Source organism: Oleiphilus sp. HI0067 (assembly GCF_001635735.1).
The window spans coordinates 1-22,310 of the sequence record NZ_LWFI01001022.1; the positions used below are offsets into that span (position 1 = coordinate 1).

General features: G+C 44.8%; 24 protein-coding genes. 17 read left to right on the forward strand and 7 right to left on the reverse strand.

The window, feature by feature from the left end; all coding sequences use genetic code 11:
- Positions 1-89: 89 nt before the first annotated feature.
- The 8 genes from sufB to A3739_RS13730 are packed head-to-tail and all read left to right on the forward strand — an operon-like array spanning position 90 to position 7,499.
- The gene (sufB, locus tag A3739_RS13695; RefSeq protein ID WP_068476267.1) at positions 90-1,538 is read left to right on the forward strand and encodes a Fe-S cluster assembly protein SufB; all 1,449 of its coding nucleotides are present in this window, start codon (positions 90-92) and stop codon (positions 1,536-1,538) included.
- 54 nt (positions 1,539-1,592) lie between these two features.
- Positions 1,593-2,357 (forward strand): Fe-S cluster assembly ATPase SufC, encoded by a 765-nt coding sequence (sufC, locus tag A3739_RS13700; RefSeq protein ID WP_068501744.1) that lies wholly within the window; start codon positions 1,593-1,595, stop codon positions 2,355-2,357.
- A 3-nt stretch (positions 2,358-2,360) separates the two neighbouring features.
- Positions 2,361-3,614 (forward strand): Fe-S cluster assembly protein SufD, encoded by a 1,254-nt coding sequence (gene sufD, locus A3739_RS13705; RefSeq protein ID WP_068476269.1) that lies wholly within the window; start codon positions 2,361-2,363, stop codon positions 3,612-3,614.
- A 17-nt stretch (positions 3,615-3,631) separates the two neighbouring features.
- Positions 3,632-4,873 carry an aminotransferase class V-fold PLP-dependent enzyme gene (locus A3739_RS13710; protein ID WP_068476270.1) on the forward strand — a complete coding sequence of 414 codons (1,242 nt, stop codon included), beginning with the start codon at positions 3,632-3,634 and terminating at the stop codon, positions 4,871-4,873.
- Positions 4,874-4,900: 27 nt separating this feature from the next.
- Positions 4,901-5,263, forward strand: a complete 363-nt coding sequence (locus tag A3739_RS13715) for an iron-sulfur cluster assembly accessory protein (protein WP_068476271.1) — start codon at positions 4,901-4,903, stop codon at positions 5,261-5,263.
- Between the two features lie 2 nt (positions 5,264-5,265).
- Positions 5,266-5,814, forward strand: a complete 549-nt coding sequence (gene sufT, locus A3739_RS13720) for a putative Fe-S cluster assembly protein SufT (protein WP_068501746.1) — start codon at positions 5,266-5,268, stop codon at positions 5,812-5,814.
- A gap of 15 nt (positions 5,815-5,829) precedes the next feature.
- A complete protein-coding gene (locus A3739_RS13725) occupies positions 5,830-6,288 on the forward strand; it encodes a SufE family protein (protein WP_068476273.1) in 459 nt (152 codons plus the stop codon).
- A 23-nt stretch (positions 6,289-6,311) separates the two neighbouring features.
- Entirely contained in the window at positions 6,312-7,499 is a 1,188-nt protein-coding gene (locus tag A3739_RS13730) for a phosphatidylserine/phosphatidylglycerophosphate/cardiolipin synthase family protein (RefSeq protein ID WP_082869003.1), read from the forward strand.
- 3 nt (positions 7,500-7,502) lie between these two features.
- Here A3739_RS13730 and A3739_RS13735 read toward each other — a convergent pair whose 3' ends face one another.
- Positions 7,503-8,708: a flagella assembly protein FlgT middle domain-containing protein gene (locus A3739_RS13735; protein WP_068476274.1), complete on the reverse strand. Its 1,206-nt coding sequence runs from the start codon at positions 8,706-8,708 to the stop codon at positions 7,503-7,505.
- A gap of 275 nt (positions 8,709-8,983) precedes the next feature.
- Here A3739_RS13735 and traF point away from each other — a divergent pair, with 275 nt between their 5' ends.
- Genes traF through trmL form a run of 4 tightly spaced genes read left to right on the forward strand, consistent with a single transcriptional unit; the run spans position 8,984 to position 13,205 of the window.
- Positions 8,984-10,228 carry a conjugal transfer protein TraF gene (gene traF / locus A3739_RS13740; protein ID WP_068476275.1) on the forward strand — a complete coding sequence of 415 codons (1,245 nt, stop codon included), beginning with the start codon at positions 8,984-8,986 and terminating at the stop codon, positions 10,226-10,228.
- Between the two features lie 13 nt (positions 10,229-10,241).
- A complete protein-coding gene (locus A3739_RS13745; RefSeq protein WP_068476276.1) occupies positions 10,242-11,504 on the forward strand; it encodes a multifunctional CCA addition/repair protein in 1,263 nt (420 codons plus the stop codon).
- Between the two features lie 55 nt (positions 11,505-11,559).
- Positions 11,560-12,741, forward strand: coding sequence for an acetyl-CoA C-acetyltransferase (locus tag A3739_RS13750; RefSeq protein WP_068476277.1), 1,182 nt, complete (start codon positions 11,560-11,562; stop codon positions 12,739-12,741).
- Entirely contained in the window at positions 12,741-13,205 is a 465-nt protein-coding gene (trmL, locus tag A3739_RS13755) for a tRNA (uridine(34)/cytosine(34)/5-carboxymethylaminomethyluridine(34)-2'-O)-methyltransferase TrmL (RefSeq protein ID WP_068476278.1), read from the forward strand. Before A3739_RS13750 ends, trmL begins: the two co-directional genes overlap by 1 nt.
- Positions 13,206-13,287: 82 nt before the next feature.
- Here the strand turns inward: trmL and secB are convergent, their stop codons facing one another.
- The 3 genes from secB to A3739_RS13770 form a co-directional block, all read right to left on the reverse strand.
- The gene (secB, locus tag A3739_RS13760) at positions 13,288-13,812 is read right to left on the reverse strand and encodes a protein-export chaperone SecB (protein ID WP_068476279.1); all 525 of its coding nucleotides are present in this window, start codon (positions 13,810-13,812) and stop codon (positions 13,288-13,290) included.
- 127 nt (positions 13,813-13,939) lie between these two features.
- Complete coding sequence (gene grxC, locus A3739_RS13765) at positions 13,940-14,194, reverse strand: glutaredoxin 3 (protein WP_068476280.1); 255 nt, start codon at positions 14,192-14,194, stop codon at positions 13,940-13,942.
- A 40-nt stretch (positions 14,195-14,234) separates the two neighbouring features.
- Entirely contained in the window at positions 14,235-14,651 is a 417-nt protein-coding gene (locus A3739_RS13770; RefSeq protein WP_068476281.1) for a rhodanese-like domain-containing protein, read from the reverse strand.
- 148 nt (positions 14,652-14,799) lie between these two features.
- Between A3739_RS13770 and gpmM the strand changes: the two genes are divergently transcribed.
- The 5 genes from gpmM to A3739_RS13795 all read left to right on the forward strand — a co-directional run bounded on the left by gpmM (position 14,800) and on the right by A3739_RS13795 (position 20,761).
- Positions 14,800-16,335, forward strand: coding sequence for a 2,3-bisphosphoglycerate-independent phosphoglycerate mutase (gene gpmM / locus A3739_RS13775; protein ID WP_068476282.1), 1,536 nt, complete (start codon positions 14,800-14,802; stop codon positions 16,333-16,335).
- A 138-nt stretch (positions 16,336-16,473) separates the two neighbouring features.
- Positions 16,474-17,592: a murein hydrolase activator EnvC gene (locus A3739_RS13780; protein ID WP_068476284.1), complete on the forward strand. Its 1,119-nt coding sequence runs from the start codon at positions 16,474-16,476 to the stop codon at positions 17,590-17,592.
- Positions 17,593-17,608: 16 nt separating this feature from the next.
- Positions 17,609-18,979 carry a S41 family peptidase gene (locus A3739_RS13785; protein WP_068501749.1) on the forward strand — a complete coding sequence of 457 codons (1,371 nt, stop codon included), beginning with the start codon at positions 17,609-17,611 and terminating at the stop codon, positions 18,977-18,979.
- A gap of 55 nt (positions 18,980-19,034) precedes the next feature.
- Positions 19,035-19,850, forward strand: coding sequence for a divergent polysaccharide deacetylase family protein (locus A3739_RS13790; protein WP_068476288.1), 816 nt, complete (start codon positions 19,035-19,037; stop codon positions 19,848-19,850).
- A gap of 59 nt (positions 19,851-19,909) precedes the next feature.
- Complete coding sequence (locus A3739_RS13795; protein ID WP_068473074.1) at positions 19,910-20,761, forward strand: hypothetical protein; 852 nt, start codon at positions 19,910-19,912, stop codon at positions 20,759-20,761.
- On the opposite strand, the gene A3739_RS13800 is transcribed toward A3739_RS13795, so the two are convergent.
- From A3739_RS13800 to A3739_RS13810, 3 genes are read right to left on the reverse strand one after another with little or no spacing between them, the layout of a single operon-like run.
- Entirely contained in the window at positions 20,758-21,363 is a 606-nt protein-coding gene (locus A3739_RS13800) for an SCO family protein (protein ID WP_068476289.1), read from the reverse strand. The two genes, A3739_RS13795 and A3739_RS13800, sit on opposite strands and share 4 nt — an antisense overlap.
- An 8-nt stretch (positions 21,364-21,371) precedes the next feature.
- A complete protein-coding gene (locus tag A3739_RS13805) occupies positions 21,372-21,860 on the reverse strand; it encodes a hypothetical protein (protein WP_156502585.1) in 489 nt (162 codons plus the stop codon).
- Between the two features lie 3 nt (positions 21,861-21,863).
- Positions 21,864-22,283: a hypothetical protein gene (locus A3739_RS13810; RefSeq protein WP_068476294.1), complete on the reverse strand. Its 420-nt coding sequence runs from the start codon at positions 22,281-22,283 to the stop codon at positions 21,864-21,866.
- Positions 22,284-22,310: the final 27 nt, after the last annotated feature.

Consider the following 22,310-nt stretch of genomic DNA (forward strand, 5'->3'; position numbering starts at 1 on the left):
AGTAGGTTATTATATACTCGCGCCCGAAAAGTGGCTGAAACAGCCGCTTCTTACATGAAATCAATTTAGCAATACGAGCACTGTCAAGAATGTCTGAATCTGACAAAGAAGTTAAAGAGCTAATCAAAAGAGAATATGAGCACGGTTTCGTCACCGAAATCGAGTCTGAGACCTTTGAGCCTGGTTTGAACGAAGACGTTATCCGCCGCCTATCAGCCAAGAAAAATGAGCCGGAGTGGATGCTTGAATGGCGTCTTCAGGCTTATAAAGTATGGCAAGAGATGGAAGACCCAGAATGGGCTCACGTTAACTTCCCTAAAATCGATTACAACGACATTGCCTATTATTCTGCTCCAAAATCTAAAGATGATGGCCCGAAAAGTCTCGACGAAGTTGATCCAGAGCTTTTGAAAACCTATGAAAAGCTTGGCATTCCATTACACGAGCGCGCTCGACTCGCTGGTGTTGCCGTTGATGCTGTATTTGATAGTGTTTCTGTCACCACGACATTCAAGGACAAGCTAACTGAAGCTGGCGTTATTTTCTGCCCAATTTCAGAAGCGGTTCATAAACATCCTGAGCTCATCAAGAAGTATCTGGGTTCTGTTGTTCCTCAAAAAGACAACTACTACGCGGCACTAAACTCAGCTGTATTTTCTGACGGATCATTTGTTTACATCCCGAAAGGCGTGCGCTGTCCGCTAGAACTATCGACTTACTTCCGAATTAACGAAGCAAAAACCGGTCAGTTCGAACGTACACTAATCATTGCTGAAGAACGTAGCCATGTTAGCTACCTTGAAGGCTGCACCGCGCCAATGCGTGATGAAAACCAGCTTCACGCAGCTGTGGTTGAACTCGTTGCAATGGACGACGCTGAAATCAAATATTCAACGGTTCAAAACTGGTATCCCGGTGATGAAGAGGGTCGAGGTGGAATTTATAACTTCGTAACCAAACGCGGCGCATGTATTGGCAAGAACTCTAAAATTTCGTGGACGCAAGTAGAAACTGGCTCTGCCATCACATGGAAATACCCTAGCTGTGTATTACGCGGCGAAGGCAGTGTTGGTGAGTTCTATTCTGTTGCGCTAACAAATAACGCTCAGCAAGCCGATACGGGCACGAAGATGATCCATATTGGTAAAAACACGAAGAGTACGATCATTTCGAAAGGTATTTCTGCCGGTAAAAGTGACAGCAGCTATCGCGGCTTAGTCAAAATTGCGCCGACCGCTGAAGGTTCAAGAAACTATACGCAATGTGACTCTCTATTGATTGGCGACAAGTGTGGCGCTCATACCTTCCCTTACATCGAAAACAAAAATAAGAGTGCGATCGTCGAGCACGAAGCGACGACCTCAAAAGTCAGCGATGACCAACTGTTCCTTTGCCAACAACGAGGCATTGATGCAGAGCAAGCCGTTTCAATGATTGTTAACGGTTTCTGTAAGGAAGTATTCAAAGAGCTTCCGATGGAATTCGCGGTTGAGGCAACCAAGCTATTAGAAGTCAGCCTTGAAGGCAGTGTAGGTTAATTAAAGATTAAATCTTGCGGCGAGTTGTGCGACGCATACGAATGGAAAAGACGAATGTTAGACATTAAAGATTTACAAGCATCAGTTGAAGAAAAGCAAATCCTTAAAGGCTTGAACCTTGAGGTTAAGCCTGGCGAAGTTCACGCAATCATGGGCCCAAATGGGAGCGGTAAAAGTACACTTTCTCAGGTACTCGCAGGCAACGAAGCTTATGAAGTGAACGGCGGCACGGTTACTTTTAATGGCCAAGATCTCCTTGACATGTCGATTGAAGACCGCGCGCGTGAAGGTGTGTTTCTAGCATTCCAATACCCTGTTGAAATTCCAGGCGTCAGCAACCTTCAGTTCTTGCGCACCGCGATCAACAACATTCGCCAACATCGCGGCGAAGGTGAGATCAACGCAGCGGAATTCATGAAGCAAGCTAAAGCAAAGATCCAACAGGTAAATCTTGACCCATCTTTCTTAAAACGTGGCGTCAACGAAGGTTTCTCTGGCGGCGAGAAAAAGCGTAACGAGATCATGCAGATGCTGATGCTTAAGCCATCACTAGCGATTCTTGATGAAACTGACTCAGGCCTAGATATCGACGCACTACGTGTTGTGGCTGATGGCGTAAACGCGCTTCGCTCTCCAGATCGAGCGGTTGTTATGGTTACGCACTACCAGCGCTTGCTTGATTACATTGTTCCAGATTATGTTCACGTTTTGGCTGGCGGTAAAATCATCAAATCAGGCGGCAAAGAGCTTGCACTTGAGCTTGAAGAAAAAGGCTACGGCTGGTTAGGTCTTGAAGACAACGCAGAAAGCGAGGCATAAGCGATGACTCAACTCAGCTCTTTGGCTGTCGTTGAAGCGCATCAGCTTAACTCTGCTCTTCCAAGCCAAATTCAAACATTACAGAAAAACGCACAAGAGAAACTATCTACGCTTGTTGTGCCAACGCGCAAAACAGAGCATTGGAAGTATTCTGCAAAGCGTTTAGGTGATCTAAGCCTTCTCAGTAACAACTCTGAGACAGTAAGCACCACAGCATTTGTCGAAAATGCTATCTACATAGACATCTCAGCTGCTGGTATTGACGCCGCGGCATTAAGCGAGATCGAAGAATCGGGCTTAACTCTTCAAGCTTTTACGAAACTTAGTGATGAAGACTGCTCAGCAATCATTGAACTTGCAGAATATGAGCGCGGAGAGCTTGAACAAATCAATACCGCTCTTTTCAATGATGGACTAGTCATTCGCATTGCTAAAAATGCCGTGATTGAATGCCCGATCATTTTGAACTTTGTGCAAGATGAAGCGGGACTTACAACACCTCGTGTGTATATCGAACTGGAGCAAAGTGCGCAAGCTACAGTCATTGAAAACTATGCAATCGCTGATGTAGACGGAGCATTCTGCTCTAGCCAAACAACAGCGCTGATTGGTGACAACGCAAAGCTTACTTATTTGCGTCAAAATCCTTTAGGCAGTGCGTTCCGTATAGGCGGAACCACGCGTGCAATTCTAAAACGTGATGCGAATTTTGAAAGCCATATTCTTTGCTTAGGGTCAGCAATGGCACGCCATGACCTTCATGTATTAATGACAGAGAAAGGCTCGCATTGTGAATTAAATGGCGTGGTCGTCACGAAGGAAAAACAACACTACGACAACCACACCGAAATTGAGCACATTGCGTCAAACTGCACCAGCGAAGAAAACTATCGTTGTATTGCAGATGACAATTCACACATTGTGTTTAATGGACGTATATATATTCACAAAGACGCCCAAAAAACACTGGGCGAAATGAACAATCGCAACTTGTTGTTATCGAACTCTGCAGAAATCGATACGAAACCAGAGTTAGAAATCTACGCTGACGATGTTAAATGTGCACACGGCGCAACCATCGGCCAACTAGATGAAAAAGAAGTGTACTACCTAAAAACTCGCGGTCTGAGTGATGAGCAAGCGCGTCAAATGTTGACGCTCGGATTTGTTCTTGAATTGGTACGCGCAGTTCCGATTGCTTCGCTTGCTGAACAGTGGGAGCAAACTTTATCAGAACTTCTTAGCTTTAAAGATTAGGCGGGAAAACGAATTAAATGAGCGCAATGACGGCACAAGAGATACAAGAGATCGCGTTAAAGGCACGCGCAGACTTCCCTATTCTCAACCAAGATGTAAACGGTAAGCCACTGGTATACCTCGATAGCGCAGCTAGCTCTCAAAAACCGCAGCAAGTGATCGACGCAATGACAGCGTATTATCATTCAGATAATGCAAATGTGCATCGCGGCGCGCATACCCTAGGCGATCGTGCAACAGCAGCTTTTGAAGGTGCTCGAGATAAAGTTAAGTCGTATTTGAACGCCCCAGCTCGCGAACAGATTATTTGGACCAAAGGTACGACTGAGGCCATGAATCTGGTCGCGCATGGTCTAACACCCCAAATCGAAGCGGGTGACGAAATCATTGTGACACGAATGGAGCATCACGCGAATATCGTTCCATGGCAAATGTTGGCAGAACGTACGGGTGCGGTCATTAAAGTTTGGGAGATCAATGAGCATGGTGAGTTGCTCATTGATCAACTCGACGAGCTTTTGAATCCAAACACAAAGCTTCTTTGCTTTACCCATGTATCAAATGTGCTTGGAACCATTAATTCAGCAAATGAAATCATTGCCAAAGCAAAATCTGTGAATGCATTAACCGTTTTAGATGGTGCACAAGCAACACCTCATTTTGCTGTTGATGTTCAGGATTTAGATTGCGATTTTTATGCATTTTCATCGCATAAAATTTTCGGCCCGACAGGTATTGGTGTTCTATATGGAAAGCGCGACTTGCTAGAAGCGATGCCTCCTTACCAAGGTGGCGGTGAGATGATAGAGCGCGTTAGTTTTGAGGGTACAACCTACAATCAACTCCCCTATAAGTTTGAAGCTGGCACACCAGCGATTGGTGAAGCGGTAGGCTTAGGCACTGCCATTGACTACATTCAATCGCTCGATCGCGAAGCGCTAGACGCGCATGAAGCCGCCTTAATGGCTCATGCGATAAAACTAATCGAGACCATTCCAGGCATGTCGATGATTGGTACTGCTGAAAACAAGGTGCCGGTTATGTCTTTCAAAATTGAAGGATTACATCCAAGCGACATTGGTATGTTGCTTGATCAACAAGGCATCGGCATTCGTACTGGCCACCACTGTGCTATGCCTCTAATGGAAAAATTCGGACTTCCGGGCTGTGCTCGCGCATCATTCGCGTTTTATAACACGCACGAAGAAGTCGATCAGTTATTCGCTGCGCTCGCGAAAATACAACGCATGTTCGCGTAAGAACGCATACTCTAGGAAGACATTTATATGACTGTTTCAACGTTCGAACCAAGCCAGTCTATTTCTGTATCAGAAAAGGCTGCTCAGCACATCGCACAAGAAGTAGCGAAAGCAGGAGGCGATCTATCTTTCCGCCTGTATCTGCAGACTAGCGGCTGTTCTGGATTCATGTATGAAACTGAGCTGGTAAAAGAAGCAAAAGATGGTGATGTGGAATTTCAACAACAAGGCGTGAGCATTGTTGTCCCAGCAAAAGATCTAGCCGTGCTTAATGGTACAGAAATCGACTTCGTAACCGTTGGTCTAAACAGCATGTTTCAATTTAAAAACCCAAATGTGACTGGCGAGTGCGGTTGTGGTGAAAGTTTTTCAGTGACTGAGGAAGCGTAGGCATGGCAGAACGCGAAGTCGTCGTAACAAATCGAGATGTAGACGCTCGTATTGTTCCGGCAGGCACAGAGATCGTTATTCCAAAGGACTCATTCGTCACCATTACCCAATCTTTAGGTGGAACATTCACCGTATCAGTGAATGGTAATCTTGCTCGAATTGAAGGAAGGGATGCGGATGCACTGGGCAAAACCGTTGAATACGAAGAAGTCGAAGCACCTGCCGATGGATCTGTTAGCGAAGAGCAAGTATGGGCAGCTTTACATCAGGTATATGACCCAGAAATTCCAGTCAACGTTGTCGAACTTGGCCTGATCTATGGCTGCGAAGTAAAAAAGAGCACTGATATTGCAGACAAATTTGATGTAGATATTACAATGACCTTGACTGCACCTGGATGCGGCATGGGCCCTGTCATCGTAAACGATGTTCGATTTTACGTAGAACGTGTGCCAAATGTGGCTAAGGTTGAGATAGATTTAGTCTTTGAACCACCATGGAACAATGAGATGCTTTCAGACGAAGCGAAACTGGAACTCGGCCTGCTGTAAGCTAAAGGAACAAACATGACCTCGCCTTCTTTAGAAAGCTTTAAATCCAATCCTCTGGGTAGCGAAACCACCATTGAAGATATCTATGATGCCTTTGAGTTCCTAGATGATTGGGAAGAACGCTATGGCTACATCATCGATCTTGGAAAATCCCTTCCTGAATTCCCGGAGTCTGAACGAACTGAAGATAACTACGTTCATGGCTGTCAAAGCCAAGTTTGGCTAATTCATAAATTTGATGCAGACACGAACAAGCTTTATTTAATGATCGATAGCGACGCGATTATCGTGAAAGGTCTCGCTGCAATTGTTCTCGTTACCTTGAATGCGAAAACACCGCAGGAAATTATTGATCTCGATGTGGAAGCTGCATTTGAAAAAATAGACTTAATGCGGCATATCAGTCCAACTCGAGGCAATGGTTTACGTGCTATGCTTGAATTAATCAAGAAGGCAGCCGCAGAAAACAGCTAAACCATTCAGCAAAAGAGGCTTTGATGACACTAATTCCGCATTCTTCGAAGCCTTCAAAACACCCTTCACGATCTTCTATTGATACTCCTCCTCAAGAACAACTGTTCAATGATGCAGAAAGTTATTTTTTTGCGCTCAAAGATAGCATCAATGACGCCAAGTACTGCATTGACATGGAAGTTTATATCTATGAGAACAATACTCTCGGACTACGTGTTGCCGAAATCCTGAAATCTGCTGCAGGGCGCGGCGTGACAGTACGTTTACTCACCGATGGAATTGGCATTGACGACAAGTTTAAAGCAATTGCGGATGATCTTACTCAGCACGGTGTGCAAGTACGTATTCATCGCCCGTTGCCATGGAAACTAGAACAATGGCGCTACGCCGTAATAAAGACCCATGGCATACGAAAACTCTTATATCTTTTACTCTCCATTAACAAACGAAACCATCGCAAAACGGTCATCATCGATAAGCACTTCGCTTTCATAGGCAGCATCAATATCAGCGTCAACCATTTACACAATGAGCATGGTGGCGCTCATTGGCGCGATACCGCTATAAAAATATCTGGGGGAAATCTAAGTGCGCTTGAGCAAGCGTTTGATGCGAGTTGGAATTATTCAAAGCAGAAGGTGAAACGCATCATTACTAAAACTGCGCTAAAATCCAATTTCTTACTCAACTACAACCGTATCCTGCGCAAACATCACCATCGTTTATTACTTCGTCTGATCAATCACGCGCAACATCATATCTTTATCACTAACGCATACTTTGTGCCTGAACCAGCGCTGTTAAAAGCATTGACTTCTGCAGCACAAAGAGGCGTAAACGTTCAAATTATTGTGCCGGAACATTCGGACGTTATTTTTATGCCTTGGGTATCGGCGTACTTTTACAAAAGCCTTTTGCAATCAGGGGCTCATATTTATGAATATCAGCCTGTCATGCTTCACGCCAAAACAATCATGATTGATGAATGGGCGAGTATTGGTTCCAGCAATATGAATCATCGAAGCTTTCGGCACGATCTCGAAGTCGACTACATACTTCAAACCAAAGAAGCCAAACAACAACTACTCGATGATTTTCATCATGATTGTTCGTACACGACCAAACAAACATTGAGTAGTCTTGCCAAACAGCCTTTATGGAAACGAGTTGCGGGAAGTCTAATACTATTGCTCTTCGGACGCTGGCTTTAGTCCTTACCAAACAATCAGAACGTCATCTTGCTGAATATTCAAACGGCCCGGATCTAGCCCAATCTTACCACTAGCAAAATTTGGATGAACCTGAGAGACCGTCAATACAGCTTTTGTATTGGTTAGCTCCAGTCCCTTTTGCTGCAAGGCATCGTAAAAATTGAAACTTCGATAAACACTAAGCTTATCGCCTGGTCGCAATCCTACGCTTGCGCCAGAAGAAAAATGAATTGTTTTTCCATCAACACGAGCAATGCGTGTCATAAAAGGCTGACAACGCAACTGCTCATCTAACGCGAAGCTCATTGACTCGAGTAAGTTAGAGATATGCAATCCGTATGATGTTTTCCAAAAAGCTTGTGTAGCAAAGCCTATTTCATCAGATAAATCTGGAGACCAATCTCCTTGCGTCGCGAAGTTTTCTCGCCATACAAGCTCGCCCGTCAATCCATCATGAACAAACAGATCAACCGAGAATCGACGTCGCTCGTCTGCTTGAGCAAAGAACTTGATACTTTTTCTCCACACCGAGGTTTCATAAGCCTTTGGATTAACTAAACCCATATCACGAACCACTCCAGAAACTACGAACTGAACATTAAGTTTTTTCGCTTCTTGCATCGCATGACTGAGTAAGCGCTGTTCTGTAACTTGAGTCGGTGCATTGATCATAGGGCGATAGGCGCCAACATCAGCTTGCTGGAGCACAGACAAGGAATCTACTTGAGACAAGGCGCTAGACAGCGCGCTAGACAAGCCTTGCTCAACACCGTTTAACCGGCCAATACTTGCCTGATCTGGGACTTGTAAATTAAAGCCAAGTACAGCCACTGATTTTTTGAATCGGCCCGCATCAGAGTTCAGACACTCTGACGAGGCATCAAGATCAACAGCATACTGAATACTAAGATAATCACCTGCAACGTGTTCGTGCTTAATACGTTCTTCTAGTACTCGAATTTTGCTTGCCAAACTATCACTACTCGCTTCTATTCGCCCATTCACGAGTGAATTGTGCTCTTTGCGTTCGATAAAGGCGCGCATCGCTTTAGCTAGTGCATCTTGTCTGGCCGCTTCTCGCGCCTCAACATAGCTCACGTCAGAAAGTGAAGCCTCTCCTGTCGACTCGAACCACTGCGCAAAAGAAACGGCAGACTGTAGAGTAAGCAAAAAAGCTAAAACATATTGAGACAAGGTAAACCTACGCATCCGAACTACCTACTAGCAAGACGACAAAATTATTTATTTGTTGAGAACTAACCAATTTCTATGCCAGCGCTTTTTGGCAAACGATTGCCGCTTAAATCCAAACGCTTCGAGCATTTAAGTATCGAAGAAAAGAGTACGGTTTCGTGACGTATATGCCTTTGCAAGCGCTTGCAATTCGTTACAATCCTTAGGTTGTGCGAATTTAAAAATGTAGGAAGTGACCAATAATGCGAACTAGCAGTTTCAGAGGCCTAATAACATTCATATGCCTCTGCATGAGTGCTCAAACAATTGCTGGCTATAGAACCTTACTTGACCCAAGATCCATGGCGATGGGAGGTACTGGCGCTGCAGCAGCGACTAAATTCAACGCATCCCTTCACAACCCTGCTTTAATCGCTTTTAACAGAGGCTCTAAACCTGATCGCTTATATCTCAGTGCATCAATGGGTGCTCGTGAACTGTATAACACCGATTGGGAGGAGTCCTTAAATAACTTCCAAGATAGCAATATTGTTCAGGACTATGACCGTCTTTCAGGCCCCACCTCATCAGATGCAGCGGAAGTTAGAGACGTCATTCGTCAAATGAATTTAGAGGGCTATCGAAAAGATGAAACGACTGTCTTCAATTTATTAGTAGATACTCGTCCGGTCACGATTAACTTTTATACTCGCCGTGATATACGTGAAATGACGACGATTCTTAACAAGGATGAAGCCAAGTTTGCGGAATTAATAGACACTCTCGATAGCGGTGGTTCTGTTTTAGGGACTCTTGAGGAGCGACTCAGTTCAACCGTCGACAACACCTATGTCGATATTAGTGAGTTCGGTGTTACCGTAGCCACCACAAATGTAATTTCTTACAACATGCCAATATCTTGGGGCTTCACGCCCAAGCTAGTCGAAATAAGGGGTTCACATCGCGCGGAAAGTATTAACACATATAACCCACGCAACCCACCAGACAAACAGGTAAGTCGTGATTTCTTAGAATGGAATGTTGATTTAGGGTTCTCAATGTTAATGACCGAATCCTTTATGCGCGAAGAGCTAGGCCTTTCAGGTCCGATACTCGACGGCGAATGGATTTTCTCTTTTGTTGGTATGAACATGATCCCGACCGATTTCACACCATACAGACCTGAAAATGCGAGCCGCACAGGCCCTTATCCCGGCACAGCTCGTGCTGTGCAAGCACTCTATCAGTTTGGCGTGGCGCATTACCGCCAAAACTACATGCTTACTATGGATATCGATCTTTCAGAAAACGAGGTCTATGACTTCGAAGGATTAACCCGCTTTCTAAGTTTCGGTGGAGAATATTTTTTAAGAGACGACTTTCACCTCCGTGCGGGCATGCGCATCAACATGGCACAAACATCTGAAGCCGCCAAAGACAAAGCTATTCTAACGGGTGGTTTTTTGTATCAACCACATGGATTCAGTATTGAAGCCGCCGCAATGATTAATGAAGTAGAAATTGGCGGAACAGTTGGTCTTGGCTACGCCTTTTAGCTAAGCTAGCGACATGTCATCACATTCAAATTCTAATCTGCTTCCTGCAGACTCTTATTTCATCGTAGGCGGAGCCGTCCGAGACCGCCTCCTCAACCTTAAAAGCAAAGATCTAGACTGGGTGGTTGTCGGCTTAACACCAGAACAAATGGTGGAACAGGGATTTCAGCAAGTCGGCGCAGACTTCCCTGTTTTTATCCATCCTATCTCTAAACAAGAATATGCACTTGCCCGTACTGAACGTAAACACGGTGAAGGCTACAAAGGGTTTATCTGCGACTTCAGCCCTGAGGTAACGCTTGAGCAAGATCTAGAGAGACGCGACTTAACGATTAACGCTATGGCCGAAGATGCCTATGGCAATGTCATCGATCCGTATAATGGGCAGCAGGATCTCGAGAAAAAAACATTGAGGCATGTATCTTCTGCGTTTTCCGAAGATCCTTTACGCGTTTTACGCGTCGCTCGATTTGCTGCGCGCTTCCATCCCCTAGGATTCTCTGTAGCCCCTGAAACTATCACTTTAATGTCTCAGATCAGTGGTAGCGGCGAACTCGAGACACTCACACCCGAGCGCGTATGGCAGGAAACACAGCGGGCACTTGCTGAGGATTCCCCACACATATATTTTGAAGTCTTGCGCCAATGCAATGCGCTGAAAATAGTCATGCCTGAGCTTGATGCCTTATTCGGAATACCTCAACCAGCAAAACATCATCCTGAAATAGACTGCGGCATACACGCATTAATGAGCTTGCAAGCATCTGCTCAACTGACGCACTCCACAGATGTACGATTTGCTGCTCTAGTGCATGATTTAGGGAAGGCAAAAACCGACTCAAAGCAATGGCCTAAGCATCACGGGCACGAACAACTAGGGCTCAAGCCGATCAAACAACTATGCAAAAAGTTATGCACTAATCGCTACGCAGAATCACTGTCGCTCATTGCTAGCCAATACCATACCCATATCCACAGAGCGTTTGAACTGAAAGCAAGCACCATTCTCAAAGTACTCTCTGCTTGCGATGCTTTTAGAAAACCTCAACAACTTGAAGATTTATTACTAGTTTGTATTTCAGATAGTCGCGGCCGAACAGGATTTGAATCGATCGCCTATCCGCAAGCTGACTACTTTCGTTCTGCGTTGGCGGCAGCGACATCAATCAAACCCCAACCCTTCCTCGAACAAGGATATAAAGGAAAAGAGCTTGGAGGAATGATCGAAAAAGCACGTATTGAGGCAATTTCTCTCGTTGAAAAGCCAGATATATAGACGCCCCTATTCCCTGAATCTATAATCCGCCCATTCATTTATTCTGGAGTTTGTTATGCGAAATGCAGTTATCGTAGCGGCGGGGCGCAGCGCCATCGCTTCATTCGGTGGTTCTCTTTCTTCCTTGAGTGCCGTTGAGATTGGAACACAAGTTGTTTCTGGTTTACTAGAAAAGACCGGCATTAACACCGATCAAGTGGATGAAGTAATTTTAGGACAAGTACTCACCGCCGGCTGCGGACAAAACCCAGCAAGACAAACAGCAATTAAGGCTGGATTATCAGTGCAAACACCTGCGCTCACCATTAACAAGGTGTGTGGATCCGGTTTAAAGGCAGTACAAATGGCAGTACAAGCCATTCAGCTTGGTGACGCAGACATTATTATCGCCGGCGGGCAAGAGAGCATGAGCAATGCTCCACATGCACTTCCAAATAGCCGCAACGGACAGCGTATGGGGCCTTGGAATATGGTCGACACGATGATTACCGATGGCTTATGGGATGCTTTCAACGATTATCACATGGGCATTACCGCGGAAAACATTGCAGAAAAATATGAAATCGATCGAGAGGCGCAAGATGCCTTTGCTCTAGGCTCACAGAACAAAGCAGAACAAGCACAAGCAGATGGCAAATTTAGTGATGAAATTATTGCCATTAGCATTCCTCAGCGCCGCGGCGACCCTATCATATTTGATAAAGACGAAAACATTCGACTAGGTGCAACAATAGAAAGCATCGCTAAAATGCGTCCGGCATTTAAAAGAGATGGCACCGTCACAGCTGCGAATGCCTCATCACTCAATGACGGCGCAGCGGCAGTCATTGTATGTAGCGAAGAGAAAGCCAAAGAACTAAACCTACCCGTTTTAGCCACAGTAAAAGCTTACGCTAATGCCGGAGTACAACCTGAAATAATGGGTACAGGCCCAATTCCTGCCAGTCAGCGTTGCCTTGAGAAAGCAGGCTGGACAATCAACGACCTTGATCTCATAGAAGCAAACGAAGCATTTGCAGTACAAGCCTTGTCCGTCAACCAAGGCATGGGATGGGACGAAACTAAGGTTAACGTCAATGGTGGAGCGATAGCTCTAGGCCACCCTATCGGCGCATCAGGTTGTCGCGTTCTTGTCACATTACTCCATGAAATGATCAAACAAGACGCAAACAAAGGTTTAGCAACATTGTGTATCGGTGGTGGCATGGGTGTTTCGTTAGCGGTTGAGCGCAACTAATGTTCAATATCGTTTTATATGAGCCCGAAATTCCACCAAACACAGGGAATGTTATTCGGTTGGCAGCCAACACAGGCTGCCGATTGCATCTCATAGAACCACTTGGTTTCGATCTCGATACGAAAAAATTGCGTCGTGCGGGGTTAGATTACCACGAATTTGCGGATGTCTTGACCTACGCCTCATATCAAGAATTCGAGGCTAAACATGCTGGTGCAAGAATCTTTGGCATGACAACAAAAGGAAGTCGCCCACACACGGAAATTTCTTACCAAGAAAACGACTTCTTTTTGTTTGGCCCTGAAACTCGTGGATTACCTAGTGATGTTCGAGAGGGACTAGGAACGGACTTTTGTATTCGAATTCCAATGTTGGAAGGAAGTCGCAGCTTAAACCTGTCTAATTCAGTTGCGATTGTCGTGTATGAAGCCTGGCGTCAGCTTAGCTTTCAGGCTGGAAGTTAGATCTGCATAGATTTTTTCGCTCATAAAAAACCGCTAAACAATAAATGCTTAGCGGTTTTTTATGGATTGCAGTCACGCAGTCTTACTGAACTGTTGATTCAGCTGCTTCAGCGCTTGCTGCTTCTTGCTCCTGCTGCTGTTTCTTTGCCATTGCCTGCGCAAACATCGCGTCAAAATTGATCGGCGCTAACATCACTGGCTGGAAACCACCTTTAACAACGATATTATCAATACTTTCGCGAAGATATGGGAACAACAAGTTAGGGCATACAGCACCTACTGCATGGTGGTACTGAACACCTTCTAAACCGACGATTCTGAAAATACCAGCTTGTTGAACTTCAACAATATACGCCGTCATATCCTCAACCGATACAGTCAAAGTAATCGTGACTGCAACCTCGTGCACTTCCGATTCGATCACTGTGTGCTTGGTATTCAGATCCATTTTTACTTTTGGCTGCCATGCCTTAGTGAAAACAATTGGAGAGTTTGGCGACTCAAAAGAAGCATCTTTTACATATACTTTTTCCATCGCAAAACCAGCTTGCGGTTGTTGATTTGCTTCTTGTTCGGCATTTTCTACTGGAGTTTCGTTTTCAGACATCTTTTTTACCTTAAATCTATATTCTTTTTAGATAGAGCATCGCTCAGTACCTGCATACTAAGCACTGTATCGCTAGATAACGAGTGCACAGCTCTCTTTTTCGGGCCTAAACACATATTTTTTCATATCAAGTAAGCAGAGGATTGAGCTTACCCGCTCGCTCTAGCGCATACAGGTCATCACACCCACCCACATGCGTATTACCAATCCATATTTGTGGCACAGTGTGCTGACGACTCAATCGCATCATTTCTTGACGCAGAGAAGGATCACCATCAACCACTAATTCCTTGTATGACACGCCTTTCTTCTTTAACAAAGACTTGGCTCTCACACAAAATGGACAATAATTTGAGCTGTAAATAACGACGTTTTTAGCCATAACACTGCAATCTCATAAATCTAATATGTGCGGCGATACACTACTTTTTAACAAGTGGCATGTTGCTCGCTTTCCACTCAGCAATGCCACCCTGTAATCGAGCCACATTTTCAAAACCCGCAGCTCTTAAAAGCTTCCCGGCAGCTCCCGAATGTTGCCCCATTTTATCAGCAATAATAATTTGCTTGTCTTTGTAAGTTTCTAGCTCGCTGGTGCGGTCTTTAAAACTTGTGAATGGCACATGGATAGATCCGGTAATACGCCCTTCGTTAAAGTCTTTCTTGTCACGAACATCAACAATAACCGCTTCATCTTTATTCAAAAGTTGTGTAACGGCTAGCGGACTTAAGCTCTGACCAGCCTTTGCTTTTTCGGTCCACCACAACGCGAACAGCAAACCAAAGAAGATACTGACTAGCTCCCAGTGGTTACCGATAAATTCAAACAAACGATCCATTAGCTTTCCCTTTTAAATATTTCGGCGCGCATTATACACAAGCCATCAAGTACGAGACAGAGACTCTCGGGAATAAGTCGCCAAGAAGCAAAAGAAACGGTAAAATCGCGCCCAATTTTGAACTCTTAAACTTTGAGACCGAAGCATTATGGCAAAACGCACCACTGCACTAATCATTCTTGATGGCTGGGGCTACCGAGAGGAGAGCAATTTTAACGCAATTCAAAACGCTAAAACTCCATTTTGGGATGACATGTGGAACTCCAAACCAAGTACTCTGATTGCCACATCAGGCATGGCGGTTGGATTACCTGACGGGCAGATGGGCAATTCCGAGGTTGGCCATATGAATCTGGGTGCAGGACGTATTGTCTACCAAAACTTCACGCGTATTACCAAAGACATTGAAGATCAAGCGTTCTTTGAGAATGAAGCACTATGCACCGCTATCGATAAAGCGGTCAATGCAGACGCAGCCGTTCATTTACTTGGTTTGCTATCGCCAGGCGGGGTTCATAGCCATGAAGACCATATCATTGCGGCAGTTGAGCTCGCTGAGCGCCGCGGAGCCAAGAAGGTGTATGTTCATGCATTTCTTGATGGCCGTGACATGCCCCCACGCAGCGCAGAACCTTCATTAGAAAAATTAGAAAACTTGCTCAGAGAAAAAGGTATCGGTCGCGTTGCCAGCATCGTCGGCCGCTACTATGCAATGGACCGCGACAACCGATGGGATCGAGTTGAGTCGGCATACAACCTGCTTACCCTCACGGAAGGACAATACACAAGTGCTTCCCCTGTAGCGGGCCTACACGAAGCATATGCACGTGATGAGAATGACGAATTCGTCGCGGCTACCGTTATCCAAGCCCCAGATGACGAGCAAGTACAAATCCAAGACAAAGATGCCGTGCTGTTTATGAATTTTAGAGCAGACCGAGCTCGAGAGATCACTCGCGCATTTGTCGAACCAAATTTCGATGGCTTTGAGCGCAAAGCAATTCCTAGTCTATCTGACTTTGTTATGTTGACCGAGTATGCCGCTGACATCAAAACTTCATGCGCTTACCCACCGAGCGCCCTTCCTAATTGCTTGGGCGAATACATGCAAACGCTTGGAAAAACTCAGCTTCGCATTGCCGAGACGGAAAAGTATGCCCACGTTACATTCTTCTTTAGTGGCGGTCGCGAAGCCTTGTTTGATGGAGAGACACGCGAGCTTATCGCAAGCCCCGATGTAGCAACCTATGACCTAAAACCTGAAATGAGCGCCCCAGAAGTCACAGACAAACTTGTTGCTGCCATTAAGTCTGGCGAATACGATTTGGTTGTGTGTAATTACGCTAACGGGGACATGGTCGGCCATACTGGCAAATACAATGCAGCAGTCAAAGCAGCAGAGTGCCTCGATACCTGTCTAAGTAAAGTTAGCGCCGCGCTTGCAGAAGTGAATGGCCAAGCCTTAGTAACGGCAGATCATGGTAATGCAGAGCAAATGACTGATCCGTCTTCTGGTCAAGCCCATACCTCGCACACTACAACACCAGTACCTCTTGTTTATTTGGGTGATCGCGCGCTTTCGCTAAAAGAAGGCGGTAAGCTAAGCGATGTTGCCCCAACACTGTTAGAGTTGATGGATCTCGAAATTCCTGATGAAATGACAGGATCAAGTCTAATCAAATAAAAACCACACGATAACAAGATGCGTTTTATTGTTACGCATCTTGTTATTACTTGGATATAAAAGGCGAGAAATACAATAGTGGTTGCTCTTTTATCTGAATCCTGCCGGCATAACATGCTTATCGCAGTGTTTCTCGCCATGACACTTTGCCTAACTGCTTTATCTTTCAGTGCATCAGCAGCATCTCAAGAAGAATCTGAAGAAAAACTCGAGCAGCTGAAATCAAACATATCCACGATCACCAATTGGCTGAACAAAGCAAACAAGAATAAGTCATCGCTCATTCAGCAGCTCAAAGAACAAGAAAAAACAATTTCTCGTACAAACCTGAAAATCAGCAAAAACAAAAAAGAAATCAATAGCTTATTAAAAGAACTAGACGCACTTATAATAGATATCAAAAAACAAAAACAAAATATAAAAGCGCAACAAGGTTTTATTATCGAAGAGTTGCAAGCGCTCTATTTAGAGGGGCGACAACCAAAGTTGAAAGCCCTACTCGACCAAGATGACCCTCAAAGCTCTGCGCGATTTCTCGCTTACTTTGATTATCTGCAAGATGCTCGCAGCGCAACAATCAATCAATATGAAAAAGACGTCCAAGCTTTAGAAGAAAACCAAGCCTTAGTGCTTCGCAAACAAACACAACTGAGTGCGAACCGAAAAACACTTGAAAAGCAGTTAGCCGAGCTCAAAGACCAGACAAACCGAAGAAAAGTCACGCTTTCGCAACTGAATAAAGAAATCAAAACTAAGTCAGGTGAACTTACTTCACTCAAAGAAAGTCAAAAACAACTCGAAGAACTACTTGCTCAAGTTGAGAAAAGCATATCAGAACTAAAACTTCCTGAGGCTTCGACACCGTTTATCAAGCAAAAATCTAAACTTCCTTGGCCAAGCCGTGGTAGAGTCCTAGAGCGTTTTGGGACTCGCCTAGCACAAGGTAAGTTACGATCTAATGGCATACGAATTCAAGCAAAAGAAGATGCTGGAGTAAAATCCGTCCATTACGGACGTGTCGTATTCTCAGACTGGTTAAGAGGCTTCGGCCTGCTCATTATTTTAGATCACGGCGATAACTATCTAAGCCTTTATGGAAACAATAAGAGCTTGCATCGAAGCGTAGGTGACTGGGTTAACCCAGGCGAAGTTATCGCGCATGCAGGCAATAGCGGTGGTCGAGAGCGCCCTAGTTTATACTTCGAAATACGAAAGAACGGTAAGCCGCAAGATCCACGTAAGTGGCTAAGCAAATAACATCAGGAAGTCAGGAATGAATTTGAATTTACTCAGAGCTTTAATAATCACGATTACAGCATACAGCGCTGTATCATTCGCAGACGATACCTCTAGTCCTGAAAATACAACGAACACTGAATCTGGAACCCCCTCTGAAGCTGTTGCTAAAGACGACAATTCTGAGAATGCTCAACCAGACCCGCTCCCACTGAATGATCTCAGAAAATTCGCTGACGTATTCGGAAAGATCAAAGCTGCTTATGTCGAGGAAATTGATGACCAGACGCTCATCAAGCACGCCATTCGGGGAATGCTAAACGGTCTAGACCCACACTCTTCTTATCTAGAGCCTGTCGCATACGACGACCTGAAGCAAAACACTTCTGGCTCTTTTGGTGGATTAGGAATTGAAGTAGGTATGGAGAATGGCTTCGTCAAAGTTATCGCTCCCATCGACGAAACACCTGCTCATCTTGGTGGAATTGAAGCTGGCGACTTGATCATTGAACTAGACGACAAGCCAGTCAAAGGCATGAGCCTCAGCCAAGCTGTTGAAAAGATGCGTGGCGAAGTCGGCACAAAAATCAAAATTAAATTAGTACGTTCGGGCACGCGAGAGCCTATCGAAATGACGCTAACGCGCGCTGAAATCAAGACGCCAAGTGTTCGTTCTCTCATTCTTGATGAAAAATATGGCTACTTGCGCATTGCGCAATTCCAAGCCAATTCAGGCGATCAATTCGCAAATCGTCTCGAGAAACTCAAAGAAGAAAATCCTGAGCTAAGCGGCCTAATCATCGACCTTCGAAACAACCCCGGTGGTGTATTGCAGGCGGCGGTACAAATTGCTGATGAGCTATTAGAAGAAGGCCTTATTGTCTATACAAAGGGTCGCTCTGAAATTGCGGACCTTAGCTTTAGTGCCACCGAAGGGGATGCACTAAATGGACTACCTATTATCGTGCTGATTGATACCGGTTCAGCATCTGCTTCAGAAATTTTAGCTGGCGCGCTCCAAGATCATAAACGTGCAGTGATCATGGGAACTCAAAGCTTCGGTAAAGGCTCTGTTCAAAATGTACTGCAGTTAGACGAAGATCATGCATTAAAACTAACAACAGCTCGCTACTTCACGCCAAACGGAAGATCTATCCAAGCACAAGGCATCGTGCCAGACATTGTCGTAAATCGCGCCAAATTAGGCGATGAGCAAAAGCCTGACTTCTACCGTGAAGCCGACTTAGAAGGCCACTTGAGCAACGGTAACGATTCCGATAACGCTGGAACTCAAGATGAAGAAAACGGTGATGATAGCAATATGAAAGAACGTCTCGAAAAAGACTTCCAGTTACAAGAAGCACTCAGTCTGTTGAAAGCCATTGATATCCTAAAAATAGATATCTAAATTCGAGTTACCGCTAATAAAAGCCCAAGCTCCGCTTGGGCTTTGTTATGAAGATATGCTTAACACTCTCAGACAAATCTCATTCATCGCACTAGGACTAAGTCTCAGCCTCCTTGCGCAAGCCGAATCTGTCCCTCAAGCAACCATTGCAATTGTCATCGACGATCTAGGTCATCACCTTGAACGCGGTAAAACGCTTACGGATCTTCCCTACCCGCTCACGCTCGCATTTTTACCACACCGTCAGTATACGAAGACTTTAGCTATTCGCGGCTACAGCCAAGGCAAAGAGATCATGCTGCACGCGCCGATGGAGAACACTCGAAAGTTTTCTCTCGGACGAGGCGGATTAACTGCCAATATGGATAAGACCTTGACGCAAACCACGCTTAACTCAAGTCTTGAAAGTATTCCTTATATCAAAGGCATGAATAATCATACTGGTAGCGCTCTCACTACTAACAAGCAATCTATGTTATGGGTCATGGAGTCCTTAGCTCAGCACCCTTATTATTTTTTGGATAGTAAAACCTCTGCGGATTCGGTCGCGGCGAAAACGGCAATCGAATTTGGTATCCCAACGCTAGTGCGTGACGTGTTCTTAGACCACGAGCAAACACCGCAATACGTAGCAAGCCAGTTTGAGAAATTAATAAAGATTGCAAAGCGTAAAGGAGCTGCCATTGCGATTGGCCACCCTTACCCTGTCACGATCACCCACTTAAAATCGGCACTCCCAAGATTGGGGGAACAAGGAATATCCATCGCCACAGTCAGCGGTTTATGGCAGATACAGCATCCAAACAAGGCCATGTTCCCAAGTGAAAAACCTACAAAAAATACCCAGTTAGCGTTTTCTGGAGACTTCTAAAGCCTCGACTATACTTAGCTCCACTTAAAAACCACGTTCCGTTGACTGGGAGAGATGCTATGAGTGAGGAAAGCGCCTACGCGTTGTTTAAAGACAGCAAGTTGTCAGTAATTACCTTTTCGACAAAAGACGCTGCATTCGCCATCCCACTGCAGCAAGTGCTCTATATCGAAAAAGATGTGAAGCGCAACATTCAACTCGACGAACTCAACAGCTTTAATCACGAAGTGATTACCTATCAAAATTCAACCGTCGAATTGTATGACTTTAATAAGTTGATCGGCGCTGAAGACTATCAAGCTCGCATGCTATCTCTGATTGACAGTTTGGTTGAATACGAAAGTGCCTACAATCAATGGTTTGAACAGATCGAAAATAGCATACATGACGAAGAGCATGTGGCGCGTCCGATTATGCCAAAACTAGCAAGTGAGTTTATTAAGTGGGCAGAGTCCTATAAAAACTCAAATATAGAACTCATGGAAGTGATCAACGCACTTGCTGAACCAGCTAAAGAATTGCATCGCGCCTTCGATCAACTATCTCATATGAACAAACAATCTGATCAAGCCTCGCTTTTACTCAAACGTATCAACGAAAACTCGCTCAAAACATTCCACAATCATATTCAACAAGCAAAAGAGCGCGCAGAAAATAGCATCCGCCCGATTATCTTATTTGTTGAACATGACGAAGGTAGGATTTCAGCGCTTAGGCTCGACAACATCAAAGACATCGTAAACTACGATTGGTCGAACTTTAGCCTAGACGCTTCCGCTCAAGGCCTTATGAAAGAGCGAACCGAGGATTACCACATAGAAGGTTTTCTTCGAAATGAAGATCAAGCACCACTCATGCTGATAAATTGCAAAACTGAGACCATGGCGTTGCCGCAGACTGAAGTTGCTTAGCTAAGCAACTTCAGTAGAGCCTGAGATAATTCCTCAGGTTTGGCGTTATGTTCTAATACTCTAACTAGCTTACCCTGACCATCAACCACGAAATAATAGGCAGTATGATCAATCGTGTACTGGGTCGGGTCGTCACTCGCACCAGTCGATAAAGGCGCTTTGATAAAATATGTCCCATATCGTTTAGCGAGCTCTTGTGTCGCCACTAAATCGCCTCGAACAGGAATGATATTTGGATGGAAAAAGGACACATAAGATCCTAACACTTCACTCGTATCTCGCTCCGGATCGACACTCACAAACACAGCGGGAATATCATTTAACTGATCAGAGCTGTTAAGCGCATCTCTAATAACGGTCAAACCCAGAGGACAGACATCCGGACAAGACGTAAAACCAAAATATAAAATGTAAGGCTGGCCTCGAAGTGTCTTGCTGGAGAAAGTTTCTCCCCCGCTTTCCAGCATAAAATCACCAGCAGTCAAATAAGCGGCCTTCACATCCTCAGGTTCTTTTTGCGCACTTTGCTGATACAACTTAAAGCTCAAAACACCCACAATAATCAGCGACAAACTAAAAACAATACCCTGTGCTTTTGACATGTTATTTCCTAATTATGTGAATCCGACCTTGAATGAAAATCTGCAAAAAAAGTATAGGCAGACCCACCTACTAGAGCCTGTATATGCAAACGCCAGATCATACTATCACCCGTCACGCATACCGGAATCATGCCCTGCAACTGCGCGACCTCGTCCTGCATAGTGATGGTGAAATCATGTTCTCCCATAAACATGTCTCGCCCTCCGATCCATGCCTTTTCCACAACAAAATCTTTATCAATAGAGGAATGAGAACTGAAAAAATAAAAATCTAAAGGTTTAAGGGCTGGCAATTCTGACTGCATTAACCTTAAAACAAACTCTTCTGGCTTCGTGGATTGATCAGAGTTCTTCGCGTTAGAAAGACTTACCGAACAACTTTCTTGTGTCTCTAGACATGTAAATTGAAGTGAAGTTCGCTCCAAATCAGAATCAGAAGAACAGCCACTAATACCCCAACAAAACAACAGGCATATTAGCCCTCGAAACATTTGCATGCCTTACTCATCAATGAGCGTAAGCTTGAACGTGACACGCTTCCCTTCGATCGTAGCACCGGCTTTATAGGTATGATGAACAGGAGGCTCGTTGGCTAGATTACCCATCGAGTGGATTTGAATTTCATCAACACTACTTTCGAGAAACACAGACTTGCGGTCCAACACCTCAGCATCAAACACCAAGTAGCCACGCTCTTTCGCAATTTCAGCACAGCGCTTCAATGCAAATTGTTCTATCTGCTCCCATGAAACGCTCGCAGCCTCGGTGTATTCAACGTAATAGCTCATTTTATCGATTTGCAGATTTCTAAAACCTGCAGGACCACCATCAGCAGCTTGATAAGTCGTAACACATGCGCTTAGTAGAGAAGCAATCACAATCAGTAATCCGGCACGAAAACTTAGTAGCGTTTTAAACACATATCACTCCTTTCAAATTTGAGCGTC